Origin of the sequence: Lichenicola sp., from assembly GCF_965198575.1 — a bacterium.
GTDB lineage: Bacteria > Pseudomonadota > Alphaproteobacteria > Acetobacterales > Acetobacteraceae > Lichenicola.
Genome location: NZ_OZ240671.1, coordinates 1,591,076 through 1,616,845, shown reverse-complemented (window position 1 = coordinate 1,616,845; position 25,770 = coordinate 1,591,076). Strand labels below are relative to the sequence as shown.

Genomic DNA, 25,770 nt, shown 5'->3' with positions numbered 1-25,770 from the left:
CTCAGCCGATATCCAGATGGACCTTGATGGCGCGTCGCCGGTCGCCGGCCATGAGGAACGCGTCGTTGGCCTCCCGAAGCGGAAAGGTTGCCGACAGGATCGGGGTGACATCGATCCGTCCCGCGGCGAGCGCCTGCACCGCGATGTCGAAGGCCTCGTGGAACCGGAACGACCCCACCAGGTCGATCTCGCGCGACATCAGCAGGTTGACCGGCAGCGGCACCGCACCCGGCGGCAGCATGCCGAGCTGGACGATGCGACCGCCCGGCCGCACCAGCAGCGGCATCCGCACCACCGAGGCCGCGGCACCGGTCGCCTCGATGGCCACGTCGAAGCCACCGAGCTCGTCCGCCGCACGGTCGAGCCGGTCCGGATCTGCCTGCACGTCGATGGTGTCGGTCGCACCCATGCGGGCCGCCACCTGCAGCGGCTCCGGAAACAGGTCGGTGATGGTGACGCTGGCAGCCCCGGCGTGGCGGGCGGCGGCGAGGCACAGCAGCCCGATCGGCCCGGCGCCGGCGATCAGCACATGCCGCCCGACCACATTCCCGGCGCGGGCGATCGCATGCAGCGCTACGGCGAGCGGTTCGGCACAGGCGGCGAAGCGGTAGGACATCGTTTCGGGCACGGCGACGCACTGGTCCGCGCGCAGCACGACATGCTCGCTGAAGCCGCCCTGCACGTGCGGCATCAGCGCGGCACTGCCGAGAAAACGCATGTTGCGGCACAGATTGCTGCGGCCGGCGCGGCAATAGCGGCAATGCAGGCAGGGCCGGCTCGGATTGATCGCGACCCGGGTGCCGACCGTCAGTCGCGACGGCAACGGCCAGTCCGCCGCGGGCGCCAATTCCGCCACCGTGCCGGACACCTCATGCCCGAGGGTGAGCGCCTCGCGGACGCGAAAATCGCCGACGCCGCCCTTGTTGAAATAGGAGAGATCGGAGCCGCAGATCCCACCGCAGGCAACCCGCACACGGGCCTCGCCCGGAAGCAGCGCACGATCGTCCCGATGTTCCACGCGCAGGTCATGCGCGCCGTGCAGCACGGCAGCAAGCATGTGGTTCCCCCTCGGTCACTACCGGCTTTTGCTGCCGGCTCTTGCAATGTGACCGTTCCCATCGCTATGCCATTTCGCCCCGGTCGACGGAAGCCCATTTGTCGGTTCAGCCGCACCAGTGTGAGCCAGCCGCGCGAGCGTGAGCCAGCTGCGGCAGCATAAGGATGTTCTATGCCGGGGATCAGCGCCTTCGACCTGACCGGCCGGCTCGCGCTCGTCACCGGATCCAGCCAGGGGATCGGCTTCGGCATCGCCGGCGGGTTGGCTGCAGCCGGCGCCCGTGTCGTGCTCAACGGCCGCAACGAAGCCCGTCTCGCCGAGGCGGCCGCCCGCATCGGCGAGACCGCGTTCAGTCCGGCGGGTGGCCTCGGCGTGTTCGACGTGACCGACGCGGATGCGGTCGAGGCCGGCATCGCACGGATCGAGCGCGAGGCGGGCCCGATCGACATCCTGGTCAACAATGCCGGGATCCAGCGACGCATGACGCTGGAGGAGTTTCCGGTCGAGACCTGGCACGAGGTGATGCGCACCAACCTCGACAGCGTGTTCTTCGTGGGCCAGGCGGTGGCGAAACGCATGATCCCGCGGGGCCACGGCAAGATCATCAATATCGCCAGCCTGCAGAGCGAGGCCGCGCGTCCGACGATCGCGCCGTACACCGCCTCCAAGGGGGCCGTGAAGATGCTGACCCGCGGCATGTGCGCCGACTGGGCGCGCCATGGCTTGCAGATCAATGCGATCGGGCCGGGCTATTTCGAGACCGAGCTCAACCGTCCGCTGCGCGAGGATCCGGTGTTCGACGCCTGGCTGTGCCGTCGCACGCCCGCCGGACGGTGGGGCCGCGTCGAGGAACTGAACGGTGCTGCGGTGTTTCTTGCATCGGCTGCCTCGGACTTCGTCAACGGCCAGGTCATCTATGTCGATGGCGGCGTTCTTTCGGTCTTGTGAAAAAGGAGGCGCACCATGAGCGTCAAGCTGCTCCAGCTCTGCCCGGTCCTGCCCGCGACCCAGACGGTGCTCGATGCCAACTACACCGTCCTGCGCATGCCGTCCGCGGCTGGTGACGAGTGGTTCGCCGAACATGCGGGCGACATCGAGGCGGTGGTCACCGGCGGACATCTCGGGATCGAGACGTCGCTGGCCGAGCGGCTGCCGAAACTCCGCATCGTCGCGATCAACGGCGTCGGTTACGACCGCATCGATCTCGACGCGATGCGTCGCCTCGATGTGCGCGTCACCAACACCCCTGACGTGCTCACCGACGATGTCGCCGACCTGGCGATCGCCCTGATGCTGAACGCGATGCGCGGCCTGCCGGCGGTCGAGCGTCATGTGCGCGAGGGACGCTGGCCGGCAGCGCAACCTGCGCTGACACGGCGCGCCTCCGGGTTGCGCTACGGCATCGTCGGAATGGGTCGGATCGGTCAGGCAATTGCCCAGCGCCTGTCAGGCTTCGGCGGCAGCATTGCCTATACCGGACCGTCGCGGAAGGCGGTGCCGTACGACTATCACGCCGATCTTCGAAGCCTCGCCGCCGCGTCGGACGTCCTGTTCCTGGCCTCGCCGGCCTCGGCGGCGACGCGGGGGATCATCGACCGTGGGGTGCTCGACGCACTCGGGCCGCAGGGTGTCCTGGTGAATATCGCCCGCGGCTCGATCGTCGATGAGCCGGCTCTGGTGGACGCACTTGTCGAGCGTCGTCTCGGTGGTGCCGGGCTCGACGTGTTCGAGAACGAGCCGCATGTGCCGGCGGCGTTGCTCGATCTGCCGCATGTCGCACTCGCCCCGCATGTCGGCAGCGCCACCGTCGAGACCAGGCATGCGATGGGACAGCTGATGCTGGATAATCTCGAGCGCTTTTTTGCCGGCGAGGCGCTGCTGACGCCGGTGGTGTAAATGTGACGATGGCTGGCGGCTGAAACAGGCCCGGAACCGCTGGCCGCCGTTGGTCCAATTCGTGCCGGCGCTTATATCCTGCGCATGGCGCGATGCACCCGTCCCGGACTGACGACAGACACCATGACGCTCGTGATGCGCGCGCTGGGCGACCCGCGGCGCTATGACATCATGATGCAGCTTGCTGCCGCCGACGCGCCGGTCCCGTGCTACGCCCTCGACCAGACCGCCCAGGTCAGTGCGTCGACCATGTCGCATCACCTGCAACAGCTCGAACAGGCCGGGCTGATCGACGTGTCGCGCGACGGCAGGTTCACCGTGCTGCGGTTCGTCAGGGCCCGCTACGAGGACTTCCTCCGTCAGCTTGCAGACAGCGCCGCTCCGGCAAGCCCGGCAGTCGCAGAGGCCGACGCGATCTGACCTGACGCCTTGAACGTGGCCGTGTCCGCACCCACACTTCGATAACCATCGAAATGTCAGGGAAAATCATGACGCAGCTCACAGGCAAGGTCGCTCTGGTCACCGGCGCCTCCAAGGGCATCGGGGCCGCCATCGCCGAGGCGCTTGCCGCGGCCGGCGCATCGGTTGCGGTGAATTACAGCAGCAGCCGTTCCGGCGCCGATGCGGTGGTCGGTCGAATCGCCGAAAACAGCGGCCGCGCGGTCGCCGTGCAGGGCGATGTCTCGAAGACCGAGGATGTCCGGCGGATCTTTGCGGAAACGACGAAGGCGTTGGGGCCGATCGACATCCTGGTCAACAATGCCGGCGTCTATGCGATGGCGCCGCTGGCCGAGGTGACGGAGGCCGAATACCGCCGCATCTTCGACACCAACGTGTTTGGCCTGCTCGCTGCCAGCCAGGCCGCCGCGGCGCAGTTCGGACCCGATGGTGGCAGCATCATCAACGTCAGCTCGATCGTTTCCCGCATCACGCCGCCGGGTTCGTCGATCTACACCGGCACCAAGGGTGCGGTCGATGCCATCACGCGCGTGCTGGCGAAAGAGCTCGGCCCGAAGCGGGTGCGGGTGAATGCGATCAGCCCTGGCCTCGTCGATACCGAAGGTACACAGACCGCCGGCTTCATCGGCAGCGAGTTTGCCAAGGGAGCAATCGCCGGGACGCCGCTGGGCCGGATCGGGGAAGTCGACGACATCGCATCCGTCGCCGTGTTCCTCGCCTCGAACGACGCGAAGTGGATCACCGGAGAAGTCGTCAGCGTGTCCGGCGGCGCCTGACGCCGCGCATCGTCCGGGGCGGCGAAGCTGCTGCCCCGGCGTCGGTCAGACCTGGTTCAGCGGGTGTACTGGCCGGCAGCGACGGCCGGGATGTCAGACCGGCTGAAGCCGAGATCGCTCAGCTCGCGGTCCGAATAGCAATACAGCTCGTTGCGAACCCGGGCGCGCTTGCGGTGCTGCTCGATGGAGTTGCGGGCGACATCGACCAGTGCGCGTGCCAGCACTGAGAGATCGATCGTTGAGCGGGGGGCGTATGCGCTGACCTGTGCCATCGGGGTGGCTCCAAATGATTGTGCAATGCAACATAAGCGACCCTACCCATCTTTGGAAGGGCTTTTTGTTGCATCGCACAAATCTTTTGCTGGAGGCCGGTCTCAGGGCCCGTGCGCGGACCCAACCGGCGTCATGCCGTCCGCATCCTGGCCCATCGGCGGGGCCGTGCCGGTCTGCTGGCAGGCCCCGAGGCAAACCGCGCAGGTCAGCGCCAGAACGATCGATCGCAAGCGGGTCATAGGAATCTCCTGTCGTGTCATGAGCCCAACGCCGGATACGTGACACCGGTCAGCTGCTCCGAAATCGTCCACAGGCGCTGCCACACCGCCCGGTCGAGCGCATGCGCCGAGATCCGGCCGGACTTCGGGGCGCCGCGGATCTCGAGGAAGCCGTCCGGCCCCCAGAACTCTCCGCCGATGACGTCAGGCATCGTCGCCGCGTAGAGGCCGGGCAATGCCCCCTGCGCCGCATCCTGGCCGAAGACGCCGATGCCGAGATTGACGGCCGTCACCATCACGCGAGGCATCCCGATGGCGGCGACGAACCCGGTCGCGGCGATGCCCGGATGCGCCGCCACACTGACCAGGCGAGAGTGGGCCGCACGGGCGCGCCGGTCGAGCTCGAGCGCGAACATCAGGTTGGCGAGCTTCGACTGGCTGTAGGCCTTGCTGCCGTTGTAGCCCCGCTCGCCCTGCAGGTCGGTGAAGTCGATCCGGCCGCGCCGGTGGGCGATGCTGCTGATCGCCACCACGCGCGGGGCCGGCGCTTTCAGCAGGGCCGGCATCAACAACCCGGTCAGGGCGAAGTGGCCGAGATGGTTGGTGCCGAACTGGCGCTCGAAGCCATCGACCGTGACTGCCCGCGCCGCTTGCATGCCAAGCCCGGCATTGTTCAGCAGCACATCGACCTGCCCGCCGCTGCCACTCTCGCCAAGCATGCGGTCGGCGAATGCGCGCACGCTCGACAGGTCCGCCATGTCGAGCAGCGACACCGACAGCCTTGCGTCCGGATGGCGTGCGAGAATGCGTTTGCGGGTTGCGTCGCCACGCCGCTGGTCGCGCACTGCCAGCACGACCTCGGCGCCCCGTGCGGCAAGTGCGGCGGCCGCCGTCTCGCCGATGCCGCTGCTCGCACCGGTGATGATCACCCTGCGGCCGCTCTGGTCCGGGATGCTCGCCGTAGTCCATGCCGTCATCGGTACGATCCTTCTTCTCGAGGTGCGCCGGAGGTCAGTGACACATCCCCGATCGTCTCATACGTCGCCGGCACGCCGACGTTTGCCCGTCAGGCGGGTGGGGGACCGGCAGCCTGCTCGGACCGGCTGGAATTGCAACTCCGGGGCCACCCGCTGCCCCAATCAACGCAATGGATCGGGGTCTGGATGCCGAACCCGGGGGCCCGTGGCGCGCCTCCCGTGCCGGCATGCCAGAGCATCATCCGACCGACCGCGCTTATCGGTCGGATAAAGACGCACGCCAAAACAACGAGCTAGAGTTTTTTCCGGTCCCTTCCGATCGGGAAAAGCTCTAGGCTTGCCCGACAGGCTATACCGGGTGCGGCATGCAGGATCTGATCGACGTGGCGGCAACAATTGTGGAACGGCTCCGCGCACGCGGCGAGACTGTCGCTGTCGGCGAGTCTTCCTCCGGCGGCCTGATCGCGGCGGCGTTGCTGGCCCAGCCCGGTGCGTCGGCGGTGTTTGCCGGCGGCGGCGTCATCTATAACAGGGCCGCGATGGTGGCACTCGCCGGCTTCACGGCGGCGGAGGCTCAGGCGGTGCGAAGCGCCAGCGAGCCCTATGCCGGGCAACTCGCGGCGCGCATGCGCGAACGTCTCGGCGCCACCTGGGGCCTGGCTGAGACAGGTGCCGCCGGACCGACCGCGAACCGCTCCGGCGACCCGCCCGGTCACTGCTGCTTCGCCGTGTCTGGCCCGCTCGACCGGGCGCAGACGATCGCGACCGGCAGCGCCGACCGGCCGGGCAACATGCGGAACTTCGCGTTGGCCGCACTGGTGTTCATGCAGGCGCAACTCGATCTGGCCGGCCCGGCGGGAACACGTCCCGACACTGCATCTCCCTGAACCCGCCTGCCCGGGTGCGAGGCTGGCCGCCACGGCCGCCCTGCAGCGCGATCGTCCGCTGGCCGTCGCGCGCCGCGATCCCGTCCATCAAGGGGGGCCCGTACGGGCGGCGCCGGAGGGTTTCAGCCAGCCGGGGGCGGGCGTCCGGACTGGGGAGTGCGCGACGGTTTCCCGCTGGTGCCGAAGCCGCCCCGCCGGGCACGACGGTCGCCTGCCTGTTCGCCCGTACCGATGCCCCGGAGTTGCGGAGGCTCGGCCGTGATCGGGTCTGCCCGCAGACGCCAGCCGGTCGCGTCATCATGCCGGTCGCCGGCCTCTGCGTCCGGTCAGCGCGAGTTCGTGCAGGCGGGATGGCTCACGCTGTCTGCATGCGGATCTCGCGCAGGCGCTGCATGAGGTAGTCGTGCGCGGTGATCGGCTCCGGATAGAGGTCGCCGCCCTCGCCGATGCAGCCCGGCAGGGTCTCGATCACGAAGTCCATGTTCGGCGCCAGGAAGAACGGCATCGAGTAGCGGCTGCGGCCCGCTGCCTCGCCGGTCGGGTTCACCACCCGATGCGTGGTGGACGGATACACCTGGTTGGTCAGTCGCTGCAGCATGTCGCCGACATTGACCACCAGCGTGCCGGGCTCGGCCTCGATCGGCAGCCAGGCGCCGTCGCGGGTGAGCAGCTCGAGCCCCGACGCGGTGGCGCCGACCAGCAGCGTGATCAGGCTGATATCCTCGTGCGCCTCGGCCCGCACCGCCGGCAGGTGTTCGGGCGCGATCGGCGGATAATGCAGCGCGCGCAGGATGGAATCGCCGCGACCGGTCAGGCCGGCAAAGAAGTCCGGTGCGAGCCCGAGATCACGTGCGATGGCAGAGAGCACGCGCTGCCCGGCTGCCTCCATCGCCGCGTACAGCGCCACCCCATGCGGCCGGAAGCCTGGCACCTCGTCGGGCCAGAGATTGGGACGCAACACCGGATCGTCCGGAGCCGCATCGCTGCGACCGATATGGTAGAATTCCTTGAGGTCGGGGATGTCGCTGGTGCGCGCGGTCTCGACCCGGAAGCCGACATAGCCGCGGCCCCCGCCGCCTGCGGTCCGGACGGTGTACTGCGCCTTGGTCCCGGTCGGGAGTGCGAAGAAGCGGGCAAATTCGGTGTAGGCGGCCTCGATCAGCGCGGGATCGATGCCGTGATGGCTGAAGCAGCAGAAGCCGAACTGGCGATACGACTCGCCCAGTTCCGACACCAGGCCGTCCGGGTCATGGTCGAGGCGGCGCAGATCGAGGGTGGGGACGTGCTGCATCACTCAGATCAGTCCCTTCATGCGCAGCAGGCCGATCGCCGCGATCGTCACCATGCAGCTGATGCGGCCGTCGCAGATCATCGCCTCGACCTCGGCCAATGGAAAGCTGCGCGCGATCATGTCCTGCTCCGTGGTCTCGCGGCCGGTCGCGGTCGCGGTTAGGTCCCTCGCCAGGAACAGGTGGCCCTTCTGGTTCGAGTAGCCTGGCCCCTGGAACAGCACCGCGACGTGGTCCATGCGGGCGGCGATCAGCCCGGTCTCCTCGGCGAGCTCGCCGGCGGCGATCATCCCGGGCGTGGCGTCGGGCCGTTCCTCCCACATGCCCATCGGCAACTCCCACAGGCGCTGGCCGATCGGATAGCGGAACTGCTCGACCAGAGTGAGGCTGCGGTCGGCGTCGAATGCCGCGATCACCACGAAATCATCGCGCTCGACCACACCATACAAGCCGTCGGAGCCATCCGGCCGGCGGATGATGTCCTCGCGCAGCCTTAGCCAGCGGTTCTCGTAGGCGATGCGGCTGGAGAGGGTGGTGTAGCCGCCGTCGTCTCGCGTGGGAGCGGACGGTATGGACGCGGGTGGCGGGGAGGCGCTTGGCATCGGGTGGGCGCCCTGTGCTGTTGATGCGCGCCAGCATACAGGTCGCGCCGGCCTCCGGGAGCCGCCATGATGGGGCCGCCAGAGGGAAGCATCCCTTCGCCCGAGCCCAAGCGGAGTTCCAGTGCCGATGCCGAATGCCTTTTCGTCCGTTGCCGTGTTCTGCGGCTCGCGCTTCGGCACCGATCCGGCCTACCGGCTGGCGGCCGAGGCGACCGGACGCGGCCTGGCGGAAGCGGGTATCCGGCTGATCTATGGCGGCGGCAAGGTCGGGCTGATGGGTGTGGTGGCGGATGCGGCGCTGGCGGCCGGGGGTGCGGTGTCGGGCATCATCCCGCACTTCCTGCAGACCCGCGAGATCATGCATGCGGGTGTCGCGGACCTCACGGTCACGGACTCCATGCACAGCCGCAAGCAGCAGATGTTCGCCCAGGCCGACGCGTTCCTGGTGCTGCCTGGCGGCCTCGGCACGTTCGACGAGGCGTTCGAGATCCTCACCTGGCGCCAGCTGCGGCTGCACGACAAGCCGATCCTGATCGTCGACGTGGGTGGCTGGGCACGTCCGCTGATCGCCACGATCGATGCCGCCATCGCCGACGGTTTTGCCGATGCCTCGACGCGCGCGCTGTTCGAGGATGTCCCGGACGTGCCGGCGGCGCTGGCGCGGCTGGGAGTCCTGCCGCGTCCGACCCACACCGGCGACCCGGCATTGCTCTAGCCGCGAGGCCCCGGGGGGGGGCTGTTTCGTCCCCTTGCCTCCTCGGGCGGTGGCCTGTATGACGCGCTCCAGCCGGAGTGTAGCTCAGCCTGGTAGAGCACTGTGTTCGGGACGCAGGGGCCGGAGGTTCGAATCCTCTCACTCCGACCAGCCTTGTCAAGGGGTTCGGTCCTAAGGCAACAGAGTATGTCGGTACATGCGTACCGGAGCTGGAAAATCTGGCAGCGGAACCATAGTCGGCGAAGGCTAAAGGCGTGGTTTGCTTTCAATTCACCCCACTGATGCCGCAAAGAAGCGTTGGTTGGTGTTGCGTCTCGTCCCGTCTAGAAGCGGCGTCGCGCGGCCTTACGAACAGCATCAGGTTTCATCTGCAGCAACAGCCGACAGCTCTGCGTTGAGTTGCAGCTAATGCCGAGGCAGGTAGTCGTAAAGTCAGAAAACTTCCTAGTAGGTCCAGAAGCACTTTCTGCTCGTCCTGGGACGGCAAAGCTAATGCTTGAAATAATCGCAACATGGACCTTGATCGACCACTATGTTGGAATGATGTTCTGCTGCCTTTTGAACGGTGAGGAAACCGCAGCGTTCGATATATTTCACTCTTTCTTCGATCTGGGTCCTAGAAAGCGAGCATTCTTGATCGTAGCCAACAAGAAGCTTCCGGACAAACGCCTCATTGCAGATCTAACTAAATTCCTTGAGAGCTTGCGCAGTAAATCAGGATTAAGAAACAAGGTGGCTCATGGTCTCTGGGGAGCATCTGATGAATTCCCACACGAGATTCTTCTCCTTGACGGGCAGTCGTTTAACGCCCGGTTCATGCTCAAAATCAAAAAGGCGCAGACTGATATAACTCTTGAGGAATTACATAAGGATAAATATAGCCATATGAACGCTGAGGCTTTTAAGGATCAGGAGTTCTTCAGAGATATCGAATCCCTAGCGGAACTCTCTCATGTTACGCTGCGTCTGGCGGCTAGAATGATACCCCACGTCGCTCGTCGAACATCTTGATCGCTGATTCTGCCAGAAGTTCAGCGCCAGTTCTGTCACAGAGGAACGAAAACTCTTCTCCATTGCCGTAGCCGAAACGATCTAAAATCACGTCAGCAATACATTCGTTCAGAGCTTGTTTCTCGTTGTGGTCAAAGGGCATGTTGATCGCTCCGACATACGCCACTCTAGGCAGGCGCTCTCATTGGTAGGGATGCTTTAACCGAGTGCCGCTGAAGCGTGGCTTAGATGATCCGGGTGGTGATGCCCGTATGTCTCCTCAAGCATCCTGGGACTTGTGTGTCCCATCATCCCTGCGATCTCCCACCAAGGCACGCCCTTCTGCGCCATCCAGGTCGCTGCAGTGTGCCGAAGCGTGTGAGGTGTGACCTGAGCAAGTTTCGCGCGCGTCGCAGCTGCTCGGAAGCCGGTTTTTATAGACGCGACCTGACCGCCAGCCCACTCGATGACGTGGTTGGTCGTGCGGGCCTCACTCGCCACCCGCAGCGCCTCGAGCAGGGTGTCGTTGATCGGCACCTGAGCGCGGCCTTTTTTCGTGCTGGCGCGACCCGGCAGCCGGAAGTCGATCCGTCGCTGCTCCAGGTCGACACGCTCCCAGGTGAGCTCAAGGATCGCCGCCGCACGCGCGGCTGTTTGAAGCGCCAGGAGCACGAAGAGCCGGATGTGGGGCGCCTCGCAGCCATCGATCAGCCGCGCTGCCTCAGGCCGGGTCAACCACCGCTCCCGCGCCGGCGATCGCGCCGGGAGGGGCAGCTTTGGCGCCTTCACGATCAGCTTCTTGCTCTCGGCCCAGACGAGGGCGGCCCGGAGTGCCTGGATCTCCGTCCTGATCGTGCTCGGCGCTATACCGGCTGCCTGGCGCTGTGCCTGTTACGCCCGGCAGTCGTCTTCCTCGATCGACTCCGGGGGGTGCCGCACCGAAGTGCACCGACGGTGGCTTGTGCGCCCACCTGAGGCGCTCGGCGCCGGGCTTCTTCAGCTCCTGGCGGTTGGCGAGGTAGCGCTCGAGGATCCCGGTGATCCTGACCGCCGTCAACTGGGCCCGCTCAAGGTCCTTGGCATACGCCGCAGGACGAACTCTGCCGACGCGCGATCCTTGCAGCCCGTAGAGATGCGACGGCGCTGGTGACGGATGACCCATGCATCCCGACCGGCTGTTCGGACGAGGCGGGGGCGCGTGAAACTGGCATCGGGCCTCGTACTCAGCAACAGCGGCGATCGGCACGCGGAGGAGCTTCTCGCCGATTCGAAATGCGTTCAGGTGACCGTCGGAGATCAGGCCTCGGACTTTGCCCGGCGAGCAAGCCCACCGGTCCGCAAGGTCGCGGATCCGGTAGCACACCGGCTCATGTCGCATTCTGCTCTGATGGCGTTTTTGCGTCCTGCGCGGAGGGTTCGAATCCTCTCACTCCGACCAGGCTATCCTACCGGGTCCACACCGGTCGCAATATCCTGCGGCCAGTGCCAGGCCAGGTTGTGGATCAGCATCGCCACCAGCCCCGACCAGCCGGTCTGGTGCGACGCCCCGACACCGCGGCCGTTATCCCCGTCATAATATTCGTAGAACAGCAGAAGGTCGCGGAACGCCGGATCTTCCTGCAAGACCGGCACATCGCCATGCACCGCGCGCCTGCCGTCGGGCCCACGGGTGAACAGCCCGATCAGCCGTTTCGAGAGCAAGGCCGCGACCTCGGCAAGCGTCGCAGTCGTGTCCGACCCGGTCGGGCAGGCAATGCGGTAGCCGTCCCCGTAATAGCGGTCGAACCGGATCAGGCTCTCGAGCAGGAGGTAGTTGACGGGCATCCAGATCGGGCCGCGCCAGTTCGAGTTGCCGCCGAACAGCCGGGAGCGGCTCTCCGACGGCTCGTAGCCGAGTTCGAAGTGCTCGCCTGCAAGATCGAGCCGATACGGCGCCGCCTCATGTGCTTTCGACACCGCCCGGATGCCGTTCGGCGCCAGGAACTCGCTCTCGTCCAGCATCCGCTGCAGCGTCCGGGTCATCCGGTGCGTGCGCAGCAACGACACCAGCACGGTGCCCCCCTGACCGACCCTGTCCCAGTTCGACACCAGCCCTGCGAGGTCCGGACGGTGCTCGAGGAACCAGCTCATCCGTGACGCGAAGGCCGGCAGCCGCTTGATTTCGTCATCCTGCAGGATGGTCACCGCGTTGAGCGGGATAAGCCCGACCATGGAGCGCGCCCGCAACGGGATGCGGGTGCCGTCGGGCATGCCCAGCATGTCGTAGAAGAACCCGTCCTCGTCGTCCCAGAGCGAGTTTCCGTCGGCCGCCGCGATCAGCAGGAAATGCTCGAAAAACTTGATCGCCACGTCCTCGTAGGCGGTGTCCTGCAAGGCGAGCTCGATCGAGATGTGCAGCAATGACAGCGCGAACGACGCCATCCATGCGGTGCCGTCGGACTGCGCCAGGGTTCCGCCGCCAGGCAATGCCGACGACCGGTCGAAGATGGCGATATTATCGAGCCCGAGGAAACCGCCCTGGAATATGTTGCGGCCCTCGTCGTCCTTGCGGTTCACCCACCACGTGAAATTCATCGACAGCTTGTTGAACACGCGCTTCAGGAAGTCGTGGTCGGGCTTGCCGGTGAGGGCGCGGTCTGTCTCGAACACGCGGATGGCTGCCCACGCATGCAGCGGCGGGTTGGCATCGCCGAACGACCACTCATAGGCCGGCAGCGCGGCGTTCGGGTTCATATATCCCTCGCGCGTCAGCAGCATCACCTGCCCCTTCGCGAAATCCGGGTCGACAAGTGCCAGAACCACCGATTGCAGCGCCAGATCCCACGAGGCGAACCAGGGATATTCCCATTTATCGGGCATCGAGATGATGTCGGCAGCGTTGAAGTTAGACCAGTCTGCGTTGCGAATGTTGCCGCGTGACGCTGCCGGCTTCGGAAACGCCGGATCGCCCTCGAGCCACCGGTGAACATCGTAGCGGTAGAACTGTTTCGACCAGAGCATTCCGGCCAACGCCTGTCGTTGCACCAGGCGTGCGTCCGCGTCGGCGACTTTCTCCTGCAGGGCTGCATAGAATTCGTCGGCCTCGGTGATGCGTTGGGCGAACACGGCATCGAAGTCGGCCAGACCGTCGCCGGCCAAATCCTGGCGCACGCAGAACCGCATCCGCATGACGTACTCGCCGCCCGCGGCCACGTCGATCCGGCGCAGATTGGCACATTTCGTGCCGGTGCGCCCGGGATTGATCGCGGTCTCCTGGCCACCTACGATGAAGTCGTTGATGCCGTCCTTGAAATAGCCTGGAGCGCTCTGCCCGTACAGACGGTTGACGTTCGTATCGTTGTCACAGAACAGCAATTCGCCGCCATGTTCGACGAGCAGTCGCATTTCCGGCATGGACGGATGCGTCGCCATGACCTCGGTGTCGGAGATCGCTCGCAGCAACGGCTTCTCGAGATTGCCGGCCCATGACCAGACATTGCGTGCCCAGAGCTGTGGAAGCAGCCATAGCGGTGCCGCATCCGGACCGTGATTGACCACACGCACACGCATCAGGATATCGTCGACAGCCGCTTTCGCATACTCCACGAACACATCGAAATATCGGCCGTCCTTGAAGATGCCGGTATCGATCAGCTCATACTCGCCGACATCCTGACCACGCGATCCGTTCTCTCGCACGAGATCATCGTATGGATACGCGGCCTGCGGATACTTGTAGAGCATCCGCGCGTAAGAGTGCGTCGGTGTGCTGTCGAGATGGTAATAAAGTTCCTTGACGTCCTCACCATGATTGCCTTCCTGGTTGGTGAGTCCGAACAGCCGTTCCTTCAGGATTGGATCACGGCCGTTCCAGAGCGCCAGCCCCAGGCACCAGCGCAGGTGGTCGTCGCCAAAACCGCCGATGGCGTCTTCGCCCCAGCGATAGGCACGACTGCGAGCATGGTCGTGCGGCAGGTAGTTCCAGGCCTCGCCATCCGGAGAATAATCCTCCCGCACGGTTCCCCATTGGCGGTCGCTGACGTACGGCCCCCACGCCTTCCAGGCGTCGCCAGCGTGTTCCGAGCGTGCGGCGATCAGTCGCCGGCCTTCCGCGGTCGCGAAGATCTTCGGGCTCTCGGGCGTCTTGGCGTCTGTCATGGGACAAGAAGTGCCAACGCGGCCGCCCGCGCGCGCGTGCCATGATCGGCACGTCCATTGACCGCTTCGGGTCGCCAATGGCGCTGGAACGCTGTCAGGACCAGCATGAGTTTCTCGTCCAAGGCACCCTCCGTCTCGATGTCGAAGCCGATCCGGATGAGCGCCTGTCGTACCGGGTGCATGCGCTCCGCATCCGTCACGACGTCGCCGGTCCCCGGGTCGGGCGGGGCTGACGGGTAGATCCCGATCCCGGACGCGGCCAGCGCTGCCCAAGGGAACAGTTCGCCGGGATCCTGCTTCCGGTCGGGCGCGATGTCGCTATGGGCCACCACGCCGATCGGAGGGATCGGATGACGCGCCAATATGCCGACGCAGAGCCTGCGCACGGCTTCGATCTGTGCCGCCGGAAACGGACGGTAGCCCCATTCGTGCCCCGGGTTGACGATCTCGATGCCGATCGAGGTGTCATTCAGCATCGACCGGCCGCGCCAGAACGAGATGCCGGCATGAGCGGCACGCAAATGCTCTGGCACCAGGCGGAAGATCCGTCCGTCCTCCTCGACGACGTAGTGCGACGATACCGCGGCCTCAGGGTCGCACAGCCGCTCGATCGCCGCTTCTCCGCTCTGCATCCCGGTGTAGTGCAGTACCAGCGTATCGATCACCGACCCCGGGTCCCGCTCGCGGCAGTTCGGACTCGGCCGCTCGATGATCGTCTCGGTCATTACGCGCTAAATTCCCCGGTCGCGTTTGATGCGATCCCAGGCGGCGTTGACACGAGCCACACGCTCCGACGCCCCGGCGATCTCGGCCGCCTGCGCCCCGCGTGCAGCCAGCGAATCCGGATGGATCTCGCGCATCAGCTTGCGCCAGGTCGCACGCACCTCGTTATCGCTCGCATTACGGCGCAGTCCCAGCACGGCATAGGCGTCCGGCTCGCTCGTGGAGGGCCGCGCGGCTCCGTTCTCGGCTCGGTCCCAGGCAGCGTGCGCCAGTCCGAAGGCGTGATGGGTGGCGCCGAGGAAGTCGAGTTCCTGGCGAACCAGCGGCCCATCGGAGCGGGCAATCGAGAACAGCGCCGCCAGCACCTCCTCGAGGACGTGGGTCTGGTCGCTGTAGGCCCGACCCAGCTCCTCGGCAAACGGCACGAAATCATCCGTCCGGGTGCGGGCCTGGTCGAACAGCCGGCCGATCTCCCGGGTGGATTCGGACGGGATCCGGAAGCTGCGCTTGAAGCTGTCAATCTCGTGCCGGTTGACCGGGCCGTCGCACTTCGCAAGCTTGGCCGAGAGCACGACCACGACGATCGCGAACAGCTGGTCGCGTTTCCCGGCGACCGCAGCCATCTTCACGGCAACACGCAAGGCCGCTCCGTTCGGGTCCGCCGCCGCCCGTGTGCGCGGATCGCTCCCAAGGAACCCGGTGCCGCCCCAGCTGCCCCAGCTTCCGGCCGGAGGATCGAGCAGTGCCCCCCGATCGGCGGCATGCCCCAGTGCCGTGCCAAGCATGGCTCCAAGCGGGCCGCCCATCGCGAAGCCGGTCACGCCGCCGAACAGTTTGCCCCAGATCGCCATGCCCTGCCTGTATCATGAGCCCGCATTGGACGCGTATCAGTCTTAACGGGCAAATGGGACCGGGTTTTCCACTATGGGCACGTCGCGCGCGTCCGGGCTGGCTCGGACGCGCTGCCAGGGTGCGGACCATCAGCCGCCGGGTCTCAGCGCCGGCTCGGCTTGTCGGAGCAGACGCTATGCGCCAGTCGCAGCAGGCGGGCGGCACTGGCTGGCATTCCCGCCCGGTGCGCATCTTCGGCCAGGGAAAGGAGCTGGTGTGAAAGCAACAGCGGGCTGATGGCAGCGGTGCGGGCAATCGTGCCGGCATTGTCATTGATCGGGTGCATCGGAATTTTTCCTTCGGGTCGCGGCCCCTGTTGGCGCCGGTGAACCCACCTTGGGCGCCTAATGGTTAACAGTGCCCTAACACGCGGCGATTTTGCAGAAGCGCAATCTTCAGGCTGATCAGCTCGGCCGCCCGAACCGGATCACGCCACAGGCGCCTCCTGGGGGTGTCTCTCCCGGGGCGACCTGCACCGACGCTCTCTTCGGCTGCTGACCCCGGAGTGGCGGTCAGACCTTCCGCACCGACGCGATGAAGCTGTCTACCTCCATCGAGAGCTGCTCGGCCTGACGGAAGAGATCCCCGGCCGACCTCGCGCCCGAAGCTGACGACCAGATCCTCCAGGCGACGGCTCCGCTGCTGGCGACGGTCCTGCGCAGTCGCCTGCTCGAGCGCAAGGCGGTCGGCATGCTGTCCTTGAACACCTGAACGGCGGCTGCCATTGCGCCGATCTCGTCGCCTCGACCAGCTCCGGGGATGATCGCAGTCATGTCACGGTTCGCCAAAGCGCGCATGGTGGCGGTCATCGCAGCGAGCGGCCGGGAGATGTGGCGGATCAGGCTGGCTGCGGTGGCAGCACTCAGCAGCACCGCTATGACGCTACCGCAGATAAGGAAACTTCGCGTCGTGGCATGGACGTTGCGGCTGACGTCGGGCCTGCTTCTTTCCAGTGGCCTCGTTGTAGCTCATGTCCCAGATCATGAAATCCCTAAGTTCCGGATACGACCGGAGAGCTCTCTAAAACTACTCGTGTTTATCTCGATAACTCATGAAGCTCTGGTGTGCCTGCATCTCAGCGTCGGCAAGCTTATATCGAGGCCATAGGATGTCGAAAACGGTCGTGTAGCGGGTTCGCTCCTCGCAAAGACCATGCGTAATTCTGCGCGTCGGGCATCCATCAACGCGACGGCCAGCAGCCCGCTTTGCGCCGCGCTCGCCAAGGGATTGGCGCGGATGATCCCGGCAGTATCGTTCATCGCACCCATTCGGCTCAGCGCGAACACGCCGAGCAGCGCCGTCACCCGGGTCAGTGCGGCAAAGCCCGCGCCCAGCTTGATCCCAATCGAGAGGCTGCGCCCGACGTTCGGATTGCCTGGCGGATGAGGTGTGGCGGGAGTCATGGCCCAATCCCTGTTCAACCCCCGGACCATGCCGAACAAAGGTTACCAGCCGGTTAGGGCGCGTCGGTCCCGTCGGATCCCTGGCTCATCGCTCTGCGGCGCGAGTGCCCGCCTGGAGAGCCCGCACACGCAGCGCCGAAGCCAGCGTGCGGGCGGGATCGCGTGCGGCATCTTCCGAAGCGACGAGAGCAACCAGGGTCACGCCCTGGGCCGCCGCCAGCGCCTCGAGTGCCATCCAGAACTCCGCTTCGAGCGCCACGCTGGTGCGGTGCCCGGAGAGCGACAGGCTGCGTTTCACCAGGCCGCGCCCGTCCTGACGCGCCTGCATCAGCCGGTGAGCCGTCCGCACGCCCACGCCGCAGCGTCGGCGACCACTGGATCGGTGTCGGCAGTGAGGTCGCGGGCCGCCGGCAGCAGGTCCGGGAGCCCCGAATTCCCGATGGCGATCAACACGTTGCGCACGAAGCGGCCCCGCCCGACGCGCTTGATCGGCGAGCCCGAAAAGAACGCGCGAAAGCCAGCGTCGTCGAGCCGCGCCAGCGCGTCCAGGCGTGGGGCGGTGAGGTCTTCCCGCGCCTGCAGCTTGGCCGTATGGCCGGCCACCGCGAACCGGTTCCAGGGGCACACCGCCAGGCAGTCATCGCAGCCATAAATTCGGTTTCCCATGGCGACGCGGAACTCCACCGGGATCGGTCCCGGGTGCTCGATCGTCAGGTACGAGATGCAGCGCGTCGCATCCAGGCGGTAGGGTGCCGGAAACGCATCGGTCGGGCAGGCGGCCAGGCAGCGTGTACAGGTACCGCACGACCCGGCGCGCGGCGGCGTCGTGGGCAATTCGAGCGTCGTGTAGATCTCGCCCAGGAACAGCCACGAGCCGTGCTCGCGCGAGATCAGGTTGGTGTGCTTGCCCTGCCAGCCGAGACCGGCGCGGGCGGCGAGCGGCTTCTCCATGACCGGTGCGGTGTCGACGAACACCTTCACCTCCGGCATTCCGGCCGCTCCGGCTTTCACCACGAACTGCGCGAGGTGCTTTAACTTTCCCTTCATCACCTCGTGGTAATCACGGTGCCGGGCATAAACTGAGATGCCGCCGCGATCTGGCCGCGACTGGATCTCGAGCGGATCGCCGTCCGGAGCGTAGGAGAGTCCAAGTGCGATCACGCTGCGCGCCTCGGCCCATAATGCCTGCGGATGGCTGCGCTGCTCGGTCCGTTCCGCGAGCCAGCCCATCTCGCCGTGGTAGCCGGCTGCAAGAAAATTCCCGAGCCGCGTGCGGGCTTCCGGACCGAGTGCCGCGTCGCAGATGCCGAACGCGTCGAAGCCGAGCGCCAGCGCCTGGTCGCGGATCTGCCGAACCAGATCCGGCGCACTCACGGCTGCTCGCCTCGCTGCCACCGACTCCGCAGATCCGCGGCATGTGCGTCCAGGCGCCCCTCCAGGATCGCCGCGCGGATGCCCGCCATCAGGCGCTGGTAGTACGTCAGGTTGTGCCAGGTGAGCAGCATCGGACCGAGCATCTCGTCTGCACGGAAGAGGTGGTGCAGGTAGGCGCGGCTGTGTCGGGCGCAGGCAGGGCAGGGGCATCCGGCCTCGAGCGGCGCCGGGTCCGTGGCATGGCGGGCGTTGCGCAGGTTCAGCGTGCCGAACCCGGTATAGGCGCGTGCGGTGCGTCCGGCGCGGGTCGGCATGACGCAGTCGAACATGTCGATGCCGCGCATCACCGAGCCCAGCAGGTCGTCGGGCGTGCCGACCCCCATCAGGTAGCGCGGCTTGTCCGCGGGCAGCAGCGGCGCCGTGGCATCCAGGGTCGCGAACATCAGCTCCTGGCCCTCGCCGACCGCCAGCCCGCCGATCGCATAGCCCTCGAAGCCGATCCCGGTCAGGGCGCGCACGCTCTCGGCGCGAAGCTCCGGCTCGGTGCCACCCTGGACGATGCCGAACTGCGCATAGCCGTCGCGCGCCACGAACGCTTCCCGGGATCGCGCCGCCCACCGCATCGACAGCCGCATCGATGCAGCGATCGTCTCGACAGACGCAGGCAGTGCGGGGCATTCGTCGAAGCACATGCTGATGGTGGCATCGAGCGCCCACTGGATCTCCGTCGAGCGCTCGGGTGTCAGCCGGTGCTCGCTGCCGTCGAGATGCGAGCGGAACGTCACGCCGTCCTGATCGAGCTTCCGCAGGCTGCCCAGGGACATCACCTGGAAGCCGCCGGAATCGGTCAGGATCGGACCGGGCCAGTCCATGAACCGATGCAACCCGCCCAGCGCCTGCACCCGCTCGGCACCTGGCCGCAGCATCAGATGGTAGGTGTTGCCGAGCACGATGCCGGCGCCGGTGGAGCGCACGGCGTCCATCGTCATCGCCTTCACGGTGCCGACGGTGCCCACCGGCATGAAGGTCGGCGTCGCCACGATGCCGTGTGCGGTGTGCAGATGACCGGCGCGGGCGGCCCCATCCAGCGCCTCCGGCTGCCAGCCGAAATCGCTGATGCGAGACCTCTCAGGCAACGTCCGGCACCCGATGCAGCAGGGTCGCGTCACCGTACGAGTAGAACCGGTAGCCGCCGGCGATGGCATGTGCGTAGGCGTCCCGCATCGTCTGCTGGCCGGCGAACGCGCACACCAGCATGAACAGTGTCGAGCGCGGCAGGTGGAAGTTGGTCAGCAGCAGGTCGGCGGTGCGGAACCGGTGGCCAGGCGTGATGAACAGACTGGTCTCGCCGTCGAATGGCCGCACCTCCCCGTCAGGCGACGCCGCGCTTTCCAGCAGGCGCAGCGACGTTGTGCCGACCGCCACGATCCGCCCGCCTGCCGCGCGGGTCGCGTTGATCGCGTCGGCCGCTTGCCGAGTGACGATGCCCCGCTCCGGATGCATCCGGTGTGCGCTGACGTCGTCCTCGCGCATCGGCAGGAACGTGCCGGCGCCGACATGCAGCGTCACCGTCACGTGTCGTATGCCGCGCTCCAAGGCCTGTGCCAGCAGGGCCGGGGTGAAATGCAACCCGGCTGTCGGTGCCGCCACCGCACCGTCATGAGAGGCGAACATCGTCTGGTAGTCGCTGGAATCGTCCGGGGTCGGGCCGTCCGGCCGCGCGATATAGGGCGGCAGAGCCAGCCGGCCGGCTCCACGCAGGAAGCTGTCGAATGTCGCCGCATCCAAGACGGCGCTCGCCTCGTCATCGATAGCGGCCGCGACGAACCGCAACACCGCAGTGCCCCCGACCTCGCGCGACAGCACCCTGGCCACGATGTCGGTGCCCTCGAAACGCAGCACATCCTGATCGCGCAGACGTCGGGCGTTGCGCACCAGAACGTGCCAGGTGCCGTCCGGCAGCATGCGGTCGAGTGTGATGCCGATGCGGGCGTCGCCGCGCATGCCCGTGAGTTGTGCCGGGATCACCCGCGTATCGTTGGCCACGACGAGATCGCCCGGCTGCAGCAACGACGGCAGGTCGGCCACAACCCGGTCGATCGGCATCCCGGCGCGCACCTCGAGCAGCCGGGCGCTCTCCCGCGGTCGCGCCGGAGCCTGGGCGATCCGCTCGGGCGGCAGCGGAAAATCGAAGTCGGACGCGAGCAGGCTCATGGTGCGCACGATCTACGTCCTGGCGTCCGGAACGGCCAGCCCCGCAGGCCACGAACCCGCCGCACGACCGAGCCTGGCAAGCGCTGGCGGAAGCCGTTCGGGTGTGGTTTGAACGGCCCCATGCCTGCGCCCGCCACCACCATGGCTGTCACCGAGACGCGGCCGGTCTGGAAAAGCTTCCTCGCCTTCCTGGCGCCGATGATGCTCAGCAACATCCTGCAGGCGCTGTCCGGCACGATCAACAACATCTATCTCGGCCAGATGCTCGGCACCGCGGCCCTGGCGTCCGCCAGCGTGTTCTTTCCGATCATGTTCTTCTTCATCGCGCTGATCATGGGCACCGGCGCCGGCGCGTCGATCCTGATCGGCCAGGCCTGGGGCGCGGGTGAACGGGATCGCGTCAAGGCGGTCGCCGCCACCACCCTCACGACCGGCCTCGCCTTCGGCCTCTTCGTAGCCCTGGTGATGACGCCACTCATCCGCCCGATGCTGGCAGCACTCGGCACGCCCCCCGACGTGCTGGACGGTGCCGTCGGCTATGGCACGGTGATCGTCGTTTGCATGCCCGCCCTCGTGGTGTTCCTGCTGGCGACCCAGCTCGTCCGCGGCGTCGGCGACACCGTCACGCCACTGAAGGCGCTGGCGATCTCGATCACCATCGCGATGACCCTGACGCCGCTGCTGATCCGCGGCCGGCTCGGTCTGCCGCCGCTCGGCGCCGCCAGTGCCGCCTCGGCTGCGGCGATCTCCTGGACCCTGACCGCCTGCTGGATGGGCTGGTACCTCCGCCGCCACGACCATCCGCTGGCCCCGGACCGCGTGTTCCTCCGGCACATGCTGCCGAGCCTGCAGATCCTCAGGCTGGTGCTCCGCCTGGGCGTGCCGTCGGCGGTGCAGATGGTGATCATGGCCCTGGCCGAGATGGTGCTGGTCAGCCTGGTCAACCGGTACGGCACCGACGCCACCGCGGCCTACGGCGCCGTCAACCAGGTGATGGCCTACGTGCAGTTCCCCGCAATGTCGGTGATGATCACGGTGTCGATCCTGAGCAGCCAGGCGATCGGCGCCCGTCGCCTCGAGATGCTGCCGCGGATCCTGCGTGCCGGACTGCTGTTCAATCTCGGCCTGACCGGCTGCCTGGTGCTGCTCGCGTACCTGTTCTCCGGCAGCATCGTCAGCCTGTTCCTGACAACGCACGGGGTGGTGGCGCTGACCCAGTCGCTGCTGCACATCGTGCTCTGGAGCGTCGTGCTCTATGGCGCCGCCGGGGTGTTCTCGGGCCAGATGCGGGCAAGCGGCGACGTGCTGATCCCGACCGGCCTGTCTGCGCTCGCCATCCTGGCGGTCGAGGTTCCGGTCGCCTGGCTGCTCAGCCGGATGATCGGCATCGATGGCGTCTGGATCGCCTACCCAGCCACCTTCGTGGCGATGCTGTTGTTCCAGTTCAGTTACTTCCAGCTGTCCTGGCGCCACAAGACGATCGCACGGCTCATCTGACCGATCCTGCTGGCGAAAACGCGACCGGTTCTGGCTGCGCGGACGGTGGCGCTCCGACGTGCGTCATGGCACATGAGGGCACGTGAGAGCACGCCGCACGATGAACCCCTGGGCATGCTGACGGTGCCTCGCCCCAACGCATCCGTACAGCCGAGACAGCCCCGTTTCTGCACCGGCTCGATCATGCGCCACACCGCGGTCATGGCCGGCACCGGCGCCATCGGGCTGGTCGCGGTGTTCGCGGTCGACCTGCTCAACCTGTTCTATATCTCCCTGCTCGGCGATCGCGGCCTGACCGCGGCAATCGGCTTCACCGGGGCCGTGGGCATGCTGCAGATCGCGGTCTCGATCGGCATGTCGATCGGCCTGGGTGCGGTGACGTCGCGGCTGATCGGGGCCGAGCGGTTCGAGGAAGCCGGCGCCGTTGCCAGCTCGGCGCTGATCGTGATGGCGGCGATCATGCTACTCATCGGGCTGGTCACCGTGGCGCTGCTGGACCCGATCCTGACCATGCTCGGCGCCACCGGCAGCACGTTCCATGCAGTCGCCGGCTACGTGCGGATCGTGTCGCCGTTCCTGCCGCTGATCACCCTCGGCATGGGCTTCTCGTCGCTGCTGCGCGCGCTTGGCGACGCGCGGCGCTCGATGACGGTCACGCTCTGGGGTGCGGCTGCCTCCGCCTGCCTCGACCCGCTGCTGATCCTGGGCCTCGGCTTCGGCCTGCATCTCGGCCTGACGGGGGCCGCGATCGCCACCGTGATCTCGCGTGGCCTGACCGCGTTTCTCGGCTTCCGCAGCGTGCAGCGCCATGGCCTGCTGCAAGCGCCGCATCCGAGCCGCCTGCTGCCGGACTCCAGGCGCGTGGCCAGGGTCGCGATGCCGGCGATCCTGACCAACCTCGCAACCCCGGTCGGCGGCGCCTTCGTGATCCACGCGCTCTCGAGCTTCGGCCTGCAGGCGGTGGCCGGACAGGCGACGATCGACCGCATCACCCCGGTGGCCTTCGCGTTCATCTACGCGCTCACCGGCTCGGTCGGGCCTATCATCGGGCAGAACCTCGGCGCCGGGAAATTTCCCCGGGTGCGCGAGACCCTGCGGGCGTCGCTGCTGCTGGTGCTGGCCTGCGTCGCCGTGATGTGGGCGGTGCTGGCGACGTTCCAGGATCAGGTGGTCGCGCTGTTCTCCGCCACCGGCACCGGCGCGCAACTGATCCACGTGTTCTGCTCGGTCACCGTCGCCGGCTTCCTGTGGGTCGGTGCGCTGTTCGTGGCCAACGCGGCGTTCAACAATCTCGGCTTCCCACTGCTCTCGACGCTGTTCAACTGGGGCCGCGCCACCCTGGGCACGATCCCGTTCGTCACCATCGGCATGCGCCATGGTCCGGTCGGCGTGCTGGTTGGGCAGGCGGCCGGCGGTGTGGTGTTCGGCAGCCTGGCGGTGATCACGGCGTTCCTGGTGACGCGGCGGCTGCATCCGCGCATGGCCGGCCCGGGTCCCGCCATCGACGTGCCGGCCGGCACCGCGAAGGCCGCGATGGCCGAGTTGTCCGAGATCGACGGCACCGACCGGTAGCGCGAAGCCGCCGCAGTCCGCTCAGAGGTACACCCCGCCGCTGACCTCGATGCGCTGGCCGTTGATCCAGCGATTATCGTCGGACAACAGTGCGGCGATCATCGGTCCGATATCGTCGGGCAGGCGGCGCGTCCGAGTGCCGTTGCCTCCGCGACCTGTCCTGGATGTTGGCCTGCTGCCGGATGCCACGATTGCCGTGGTAGGTCGGAACCAGCTGTGACAGCAACTTCGCATCGACCGCGCGCATACGTGCTCCACCATCGAGTATGACAGATGAACTTTCAAAAGCGCTTCATGACGATAGGATGCATGACCATCCTGTTTCAATCCACAGCTGCCTGGGCAGGAGACTGCCGGTCACCGGCTCCGATCGAGTTCCGCAAAGGCAGTAATGCGGCAGGCGTGCATGGCGGGATCGTCCGCGCCGAGGATGTCTGTTACGCGCTCGTCGCGCGTGCCGGGCAGCATATCGAGGCGGATATCCAAAGCCCGGACGAGAACGTGGTCTTCTCGCTCTACGCACCGGGATACCGAGTGACCCCGGGCACGGATGGCGTCGATATCACCGGCCCGACCTTGCCGGGCGCGGGAGACGAGGACGATGCGACATCCCTGCACGCCACGCTCCCGGCAAACGGCCGTTATCTGTTCCTGCTTGGAACCAAGCGTGGCGCCGGCGGCGACTATCGGCTGCAGGTGCGGGTCCACTAGGTCAGCGATAGCGGGCCAGCCAGTGCGCGTAGGGCGGCGGCAAGGTCGCCCAGGCCGGGTTCTCGACACCCAACGCCTTTGCGGCGGCGTACGGCCAGTGCGGATCGGCGAGCAGCGGGCGACCGAGCATGACGAGGTCGATCTTGTCCTCGCGCACCAGCGTGTCGGCCTCCTCGGGCTTCGAGATATACCAGCTTGTCGTCCCGGGCAGGCCGGTCTCCTGGCGGACCTGCTGGGCGATCCCGCCCATGAAGTTCGGCGCCCACGGGATGCTGGCCTCGGGCGTGTTGAAGCCGATCGAGACGTCGACGAAATCGAGCCCTTCCTGCTTCATGCGCGACAGCAGCGTGATCGCCTCGCCGAGCATCGCGTCGTTGCCGTCGAACTCGACCACGCCCAGCCGGATGGTCAGCGGCCGGTCCTCGGGCCACACCCGGCGCACCGCCACCAGCGTCTCGAACAGGTAGCGGGCACGGTTCTCGGCGCTGCCGCCGTACTGGTCGGTGCGCTTGTTCGAGAGCGGCGAAAAGAAGTTCTGCGCCAGGTAGCCGTGCGCCATGTGCAGCTCGAGCCACTCGAAGCCGAGATCGCGCGCGCGGGTCACGGCGGCAACGGTGTCGCGCTGCACCCGGGCGATGTCGTCGAGGCTCATCTCGTGCGGCACCCGCGGCAACCCACCGCCGAACGCGACCGGCGACGGCGCGATCGTGGTCCAGGAGTTTGGCTCGCCCTCGGGGATGTGGTCGTCGCCTTCCCAGGGACGGTTGGCCGACGCCTTGCGTCCGGCATGCGCGATCTGGATGCCGGGCACCGCGCCGGTCGCCTTGATCGCAGCAACCAGGGGCCGCATTGCCTCGGCCTGGGTGTCGTTCCACAGCCCCGTATCACCCCAGGTGATCCGGCCTTCGGGCGCCACCGCAGTCGCCTCGACCACCACCAGGCCGGCGCCGCCGCGGGCCAGCGAGATGTAATGCACGTGATGCCAGTCGTTGATCACGCCGTCCTGCGCCATGTACTGGCACATCGGCGACACCGCGATGCGGTTGCGCAGCGTGACGCCCTTGAGCGTGTAGGGGTCGAACAGACCGGGCATCGCGTGAACTCCTGAA

General features: G+C 66.8%; 28 protein-coding genes, 1 tRNA gene and 1 pseudogene. 11 read left to right on the top strand and 19 right to left on the bottom strand.

Annotation, left to right across the window (positions count from 1 at the left end):
• Position 1: 1 nt before the first annotated feature.
• Entirely contained in the window at positions 2-1,057 is a 1,056-nt protein-coding gene (locus tag ACOEQ2_RS07485; protein WP_419730746.1) for an L-idonate 5-dehydrogenase, read from the bottom strand.
• A gap of 171 nt (positions 1,058-1,228) precedes the next feature.
• On the opposite strand from ACOEQ2_RS07485, the gene ACOEQ2_RS07480 reads away from it, so the two are divergent.
• The 4 genes from ACOEQ2_RS07480 (at position 1,229) to ACOEQ2_RS07465 (ending at position 4,188) form a co-directional block, all read left to right on the top strand.
• Positions 1,229-2,005: an SDR family oxidoreductase gene (locus ACOEQ2_RS07480; protein ID WP_419730745.1), complete on the top strand. Its 777-nt coding sequence runs from the start codon at positions 1,229-1,231 to the stop codon at positions 2,003-2,005.
• A gap of 15 nt (positions 2,006-2,020) precedes the next feature.
• Positions 2,021-2,953, top strand: coding sequence for a 2-hydroxyacid dehydrogenase (locus ACOEQ2_RS07475; RefSeq protein WP_419730744.1), 933 nt, complete (start codon positions 2,021-2,023; stop codon positions 2,951-2,953).
• Positions 2,954-3,076: 123 nt separating this feature from the next.
• Positions 3,077-3,373 (top strand): ArsR/SmtB family transcription factor, encoded by a 297-nt coding sequence (locus ACOEQ2_RS07470; protein ID WP_419730743.1) that lies wholly within the window; start codon positions 3,077-3,079, stop codon positions 3,371-3,373.
• 68 nt (positions 3,374-3,441) lie between these two features.
• Positions 3,442-4,188, top strand: a complete 747-nt coding sequence (locus ACOEQ2_RS07465) for a glucose 1-dehydrogenase (RefSeq protein WP_419730742.1) — start codon at positions 3,442-3,444, stop codon at positions 4,186-4,188.
• A 56-nt stretch (positions 4,189-4,244) separates the two neighbouring features.
• On the opposite strand, the gene ACOEQ2_RS07460 is transcribed toward ACOEQ2_RS07465, so the two are convergent.
• The 3 genes from ACOEQ2_RS07460 to ACOEQ2_RS07450 form a co-directional block, all read right to left on the bottom strand.
• Complete coding sequence (locus ACOEQ2_RS07460; protein WP_419730741.1) at positions 4,245-4,460, bottom strand: DUF1127 domain-containing protein; 216 nt, start codon at positions 4,458-4,460, stop codon at positions 4,245-4,247.
• A gap of 102 nt (positions 4,461-4,562) precedes the next feature.
• On the bottom strand, positions 4,563-4,700 hold the full coding sequence (locus ACOEQ2_RS07455; RefSeq protein WP_419730740.1) for a hypothetical protein: 138 nt from the start codon (positions 4,698-4,700) through the stop codon (positions 4,563-4,565).
• A gap of 17 nt (positions 4,701-4,717) precedes the next feature.
• Positions 4,718-5,656, bottom strand: coding sequence for an oxidoreductase (locus tag ACOEQ2_RS07450; RefSeq protein ID WP_419730739.1), 939 nt, complete (start codon positions 5,654-5,656; stop codon positions 4,718-4,720).
• 365 nt (positions 5,657-6,021) lie between these two features.
• Here ACOEQ2_RS07450 and ACOEQ2_RS07445 point away from each other — a divergent pair, with 365 nt between their 5' ends.
• Positions 6,022-6,543: a CinA family protein gene (locus ACOEQ2_RS07445; protein WP_419730738.1), complete on the top strand. Its 522-nt coding sequence runs from the start codon at positions 6,022-6,024 to the stop codon at positions 6,541-6,543.
• Positions 6,544-6,898: 355 nt separating this feature from the next.
• Here the strand turns inward: ACOEQ2_RS07445 and ACOEQ2_RS07440 are convergent, their stop codons facing one another.
• The gene (locus ACOEQ2_RS07440) at positions 6,899-7,834 is read right to left on the bottom strand and encodes an isopenicillin N synthase family dioxygenase (RefSeq protein ID WP_419730737.1); all 936 of its coding nucleotides are present in this window, start codon (positions 7,832-7,834) and stop codon (positions 6,899-6,901) included.
• Positions 7,835-7,837: 3 nt separating this feature from the next.
• Entirely contained in the window at positions 7,838-8,434 is a 597-nt protein-coding gene (locus ACOEQ2_RS07435) for an NUDIX domain-containing protein (protein WP_419730736.1), read from the bottom strand.
• Between the two features lie 127 nt (positions 8,435-8,561).
• On the opposite strand from ACOEQ2_RS07435, the gene ACOEQ2_RS07430 reads away from it, so the two are divergent.
• The 3 genes from ACOEQ2_RS07430 to ACOEQ2_RS07420 all read left to right on the top strand — a co-directional run bounded on the left by ACOEQ2_RS07430 (position 8,562) and on the right by ACOEQ2_RS07420 (position 10,160).
• Positions 8,562-9,149 (top strand): TIGR00730 family Rossman fold protein, encoded by a 588-nt coding sequence (locus tag ACOEQ2_RS07430; protein WP_419730735.1) that lies wholly within the window; start codon positions 8,562-8,564, stop codon positions 9,147-9,149.
• Between the two features lie 73 nt (positions 9,150-9,222).
• Positions 9,223-9,299, top strand: a tRNA-Pro gene (locus tag ACOEQ2_RS07425).
• A gap of 258 nt (positions 9,300-9,557) precedes the next feature.
• Positions 9,558-10,160: a hypothetical protein gene (locus tag ACOEQ2_RS07420; RefSeq protein WP_419730734.1), complete on the top strand. Its 603-nt coding sequence runs from the start codon at positions 9,558-9,560 to the stop codon at positions 10,158-10,160.
• Between the two features lie 198 nt (positions 10,161-10,358).
• Here the strand turns inward: ACOEQ2_RS07420 and ACOEQ2_RS07415 are convergent, their stop codons facing one another.
• The 11 genes from ACOEQ2_RS07415 to queA all read right to left on the bottom strand — a co-directional run bounded on the left by ACOEQ2_RS07415 (position 10,359) and on the right by queA (position 20,881).
• Positions 10,359-10,874: a site-specific integrase gene (locus ACOEQ2_RS07415; protein ID WP_419730733.1), complete on the bottom strand. Its 516-nt coding sequence runs from the start codon at positions 10,872-10,874 to the stop codon at positions 10,359-10,361.
• Positions 10,875-11,579: 705 nt separating this feature from the next.
• Entirely contained in the window at positions 11,580-14,354 is a 2,775-nt protein-coding gene (locus ACOEQ2_RS07410; RefSeq protein ID WP_419730732.1) for an MGH1-like glycoside hydrolase domain-containing protein, read from the bottom strand.
• Positions 14,273-15,001, bottom strand: a complete 729-nt coding sequence (locus ACOEQ2_RS07405) for an N-acetylmuramoyl-L-alanine amidase (protein WP_419730731.1) — start codon at positions 14,999-15,001, stop codon at positions 14,273-14,275. Before ACOEQ2_RS07405 ends, ACOEQ2_RS07410 begins: the two co-directional genes overlap by 82 nt.
• Positions 15,002-15,007: 6 nt before the next feature.
• A complete protein-coding gene (locus ACOEQ2_RS07400) occupies positions 15,008-15,850 on the bottom strand; it encodes a TerB family tellurite resistance protein (protein WP_419730730.1) in 843 nt (280 codons plus the stop codon).
• A gap of 143 nt (positions 15,851-15,993) precedes the next feature.
• Positions 15,994-16,176 (bottom strand): hypothetical protein, encoded by a 183-nt coding sequence (locus tag ACOEQ2_RS07395; protein WP_419730729.1) that lies wholly within the window; start codon positions 16,174-16,176, stop codon positions 15,994-15,996.
• 226 nt (positions 16,177-16,402) lie between these two features.
• Positions 16,403-16,699, bottom strand: coding sequence for a hypothetical protein (locus ACOEQ2_RS07390; protein ID WP_419730728.1), 297 nt, complete (start codon positions 16,697-16,699; stop codon positions 16,403-16,405).
• 240 nt (positions 16,700-16,939) lie between these two features.
• Positions 16,940-17,293 carry a hypothetical protein gene (locus ACOEQ2_RS07385; RefSeq protein ID WP_419730727.1) on the bottom strand — a complete coding sequence of 118 codons (354 nt, stop codon included), beginning with the start codon at positions 17,291-17,293 and terminating at the stop codon, positions 16,940-16,942.
• An 85-nt stretch (positions 17,294-17,378) separates the two neighbouring features.
• The gene (locus ACOEQ2_RS07380) at positions 17,379-17,621 is read right to left on the bottom strand and encodes a ribbon-helix-helix domain-containing protein (RefSeq protein ID WP_419730726.1); all 243 of its coding nucleotides are present in this window, start codon (positions 17,619-17,621) and stop codon (positions 17,379-17,381) included.
• Positions 17,621-18,667, bottom strand: coding sequence for a tRNA epoxyqueuosine(34) reductase QueG (gene queG, locus ACOEQ2_RS07375; RefSeq protein WP_419730725.1), 1,047 nt, complete (start codon positions 18,665-18,667; stop codon positions 17,621-17,623). The genes ACOEQ2_RS07380 and queG overlap by 1 nt, the downstream gene beginning before the upstream one ends.
• Positions 18,664-19,785: a tRNA guanosine(34) transglycosylase Tgt gene (tgt, locus tag ACOEQ2_RS07370; RefSeq protein ID WP_419731162.1), complete on the bottom strand. Its 1,122-nt coding sequence runs from the start codon at positions 19,783-19,785 to the stop codon at positions 18,664-18,666. Before tgt ends, queG begins: the two co-directional genes overlap by 4 nt.
• 10 nt (positions 19,786-19,795) lie before the next feature.
• Positions 19,796-20,881: a tRNA preQ1(34) S-adenosylmethionine ribosyltransferase-isomerase QueA gene (gene queA / locus ACOEQ2_RS07365; RefSeq protein ID WP_419731161.1), complete on the bottom strand. Its 1,086-nt coding sequence runs from the start codon at positions 20,879-20,881 to the stop codon at positions 19,796-19,798.
• Positions 20,882-21,001: 120 nt separating this feature from the next.
• Between queA and ACOEQ2_RS07360 the strand changes: the two genes are divergently transcribed.
• Together ACOEQ2_RS07360 and ACOEQ2_RS07355 are read left to right on the top strand one after the other, a co-directional pair.
• Positions 21,002-22,378 (top strand): MATE family efflux transporter, encoded by a 1,377-nt coding sequence (locus ACOEQ2_RS07360; RefSeq protein ID WP_419730724.1) that lies wholly within the window; start codon positions 21,002-21,004, stop codon positions 22,376-22,378.
• 114 nt (positions 22,379-22,492) lie between these two features.
• The gene (locus ACOEQ2_RS07355) at positions 22,493-23,950 is read left to right on the top strand and encodes an MATE family efflux transporter (protein WP_419730723.1); all 1,458 of its coding nucleotides are present in this window, start codon (positions 22,493-22,495) and stop codon (positions 23,948-23,950) included.
• Positions 23,951-23,971: 21 nt separating this feature from the next.
• Here the strand turns inward: ACOEQ2_RS07355 and ACOEQ2_RS07350 are convergent.
• Positions 23,972-24,105: pseudogene (locus tag ACOEQ2_RS07350) on the bottom strand (SDR family oxidoreductase); the annotation flags it as partial.
• Positions 24,106-24,259: 154 nt separating this feature from the next.
• On the opposite strand from ACOEQ2_RS07350, the gene ACOEQ2_RS07345 reads away from it, so the two are divergent.
• Entirely contained in the window at positions 24,260-24,661 is a 402-nt protein-coding gene (locus ACOEQ2_RS07345; RefSeq protein ID WP_419730722.1) for a hypothetical protein, read from the top strand.
• Position 24,662: 1 nt separating this feature from the next.
• Here the strand turns inward: ACOEQ2_RS07345 and ACOEQ2_RS07340 are convergent, their stop codons facing one another.
• Positions 24,663-25,754: an NADH:flavin oxidoreductase/NADH oxidase gene (locus ACOEQ2_RS07340; RefSeq protein ID WP_419730721.1), complete on the bottom strand. Its 1,092-nt coding sequence runs from the start codon at positions 25,752-25,754 to the stop codon at positions 24,663-24,665.
• Positions 25,755-25,770: the final 16 nt, after the last annotated feature.

Bases quoted from the DNA above. Each gene is read 5' to 3' on its own strand.
- ACOEQ2_RS07485 (WP_419730746.1), bottom strand. From the start codon at position 1,057: ATGCTTGCTGCCGTGCTGCACGGCGCGCATGACCTGCGCGTGGAACAT.
- ACOEQ2_RS07480 (WP_419730745.1), top strand. From the start codon at position 1,229: ATGCCGGGGATCAGCGCCTTCGACCTGACCGGCCGGCTCGCGCTCGTC.
- ACOEQ2_RS07475 (WP_419730744.1), top strand. From the start codon at position 2,021: ATGAGCGTCAAGCTGCTCCAGCTCTGCCCGGTCCTGCCCGCGACCCAG.
- ACOEQ2_RS07470 (WP_419730743.1), top strand. From the start codon at position 3,077: ATGACGCTCGTGATGCGCGCGCTGGGCGACCCGCGGCGCTATGACATC.
- ACOEQ2_RS07465 (WP_419730742.1), top strand. From the start codon at position 3,442: ATGACGCAGCTCACAGGCAAGGTCGCTCTGGTCACCGGCGCCTCCAAG.
- ACOEQ2_RS07460 (WP_419730741.1), bottom strand. From the start codon at position 4,460: ATGGCACAGGTCAGCGCATACGCCCCCCGCTCAACGATCGATCTCTCA.
- ACOEQ2_RS07455 (WP_419730740.1), bottom strand. From the start codon at position 4,700: ATGACCCGCTTGCGATCGATCGTTCTGGCGCTGACCTGCGCGGTTTGC.
- ACOEQ2_RS07450 (WP_419730739.1), bottom strand. From the start codon at position 5,656: ATGACGGCATGGACTACGGCGAGCATCCCGGACCAGAGCGGCCGCAGG.
- ACOEQ2_RS07445 (WP_419730738.1), top strand. From the start codon at position 6,022: ATGCAGGATCTGATCGACGTGGCGGCAACAATTGTGGAACGGCTCCGC.
- ACOEQ2_RS07440 (WP_419730737.1), bottom strand. From the start codon at position 7,834: ATGCAGCACGTCCCCACCCTCGATCTGCGCCGCCTCGACCATGACCCG.
- ACOEQ2_RS07435 (WP_419730736.1), bottom strand. From the start codon at position 8,434: ATGCCAAGCGCCTCCCCGCCACCCGCGTCCATACCGTCCGCTCCCACG.
- ACOEQ2_RS07430 (WP_419730735.1), top strand. From the start codon at position 8,562: ATGCCGAATGCCTTTTCGTCCGTTGCCGTGTTCTGCGGCTCGCGCTTC.
- ACOEQ2_RS07420 (WP_419730734.1), top strand. From the start codon at position 9,558: ATGCCGAGGCAGGTAGTCGTAAAGTCAGAAAACTTCCTAGTAGGTCCA.
- ACOEQ2_RS07405 (WP_419730731.1), bottom strand. From the start codon at position 15,001: ATGACCGAGACGATCATCGAGCGGCCGAGTCCGAACTGCCGCGAGCGG.
- ACOEQ2_RS07400 (WP_419730730.1), bottom strand. From the start codon at position 15,850: ATGGCGATCTGGGGCAAACTGTTCGGCGGCGTGACCGGCTTCGCGATG.
- ACOEQ2_RS07395 (WP_419730729.1), bottom strand. From the start codon at position 16,176: ATGCACCCGATCAATGACAATGCCGGCACGATTGCCCGCACCGCTGCC.
- ACOEQ2_RS07390 (WP_419730728.1), bottom strand. From the start codon at position 16,699: ATGACCGCCACCATGCGCGCTTTGGCGAACCGTGACATGACTGCGATC.
- ACOEQ2_RS07385 (WP_419730727.1), bottom strand. From the start codon at position 17,293: ATGACTCCCGCCACACCTCATCCGCCAGGCAATCCGAACGTCGGGCGC.
- ACOEQ2_RS07380 (WP_419730726.1), bottom strand. From the start codon at position 17,621: ATGCAGGCGCGTCAGGACGGGCGCGGCCTGGTGAAACGCAGCCTGTCG.
- queA (WP_419731161.1), bottom strand. From the start codon at position 20,881: ATGAGCCTGCTCGCGTCCGACTTCGATTTTCCGCTGCCGCCCGAGCGG.
- ACOEQ2_RS07360 (WP_419730724.1), top strand. From the start codon at position 21,002: ATGCCTGCGCCCGCCACCACCATGGCTGTCACCGAGACGCGGCCGGTC.
- ACOEQ2_RS07355 (WP_419730723.1), top strand. From the start codon at position 22,493: ATGCTGACGGTGCCTCGCCCCAACGCATCCGTACAGCCGAGACAGCCC.
- ACOEQ2_RS07345 (WP_419730722.1), top strand. From the start codon at position 24,260: ATGACCATCCTGTTTCAATCCACAGCTGCCTGGGCAGGAGACTGCCGG.
- ACOEQ2_RS07340 (WP_419730721.1), bottom strand. From the start codon at position 25,754: ATGCCCGGTCTGTTCGACCCCTACACGCTCAAGGGCGTCACGCTGCGC.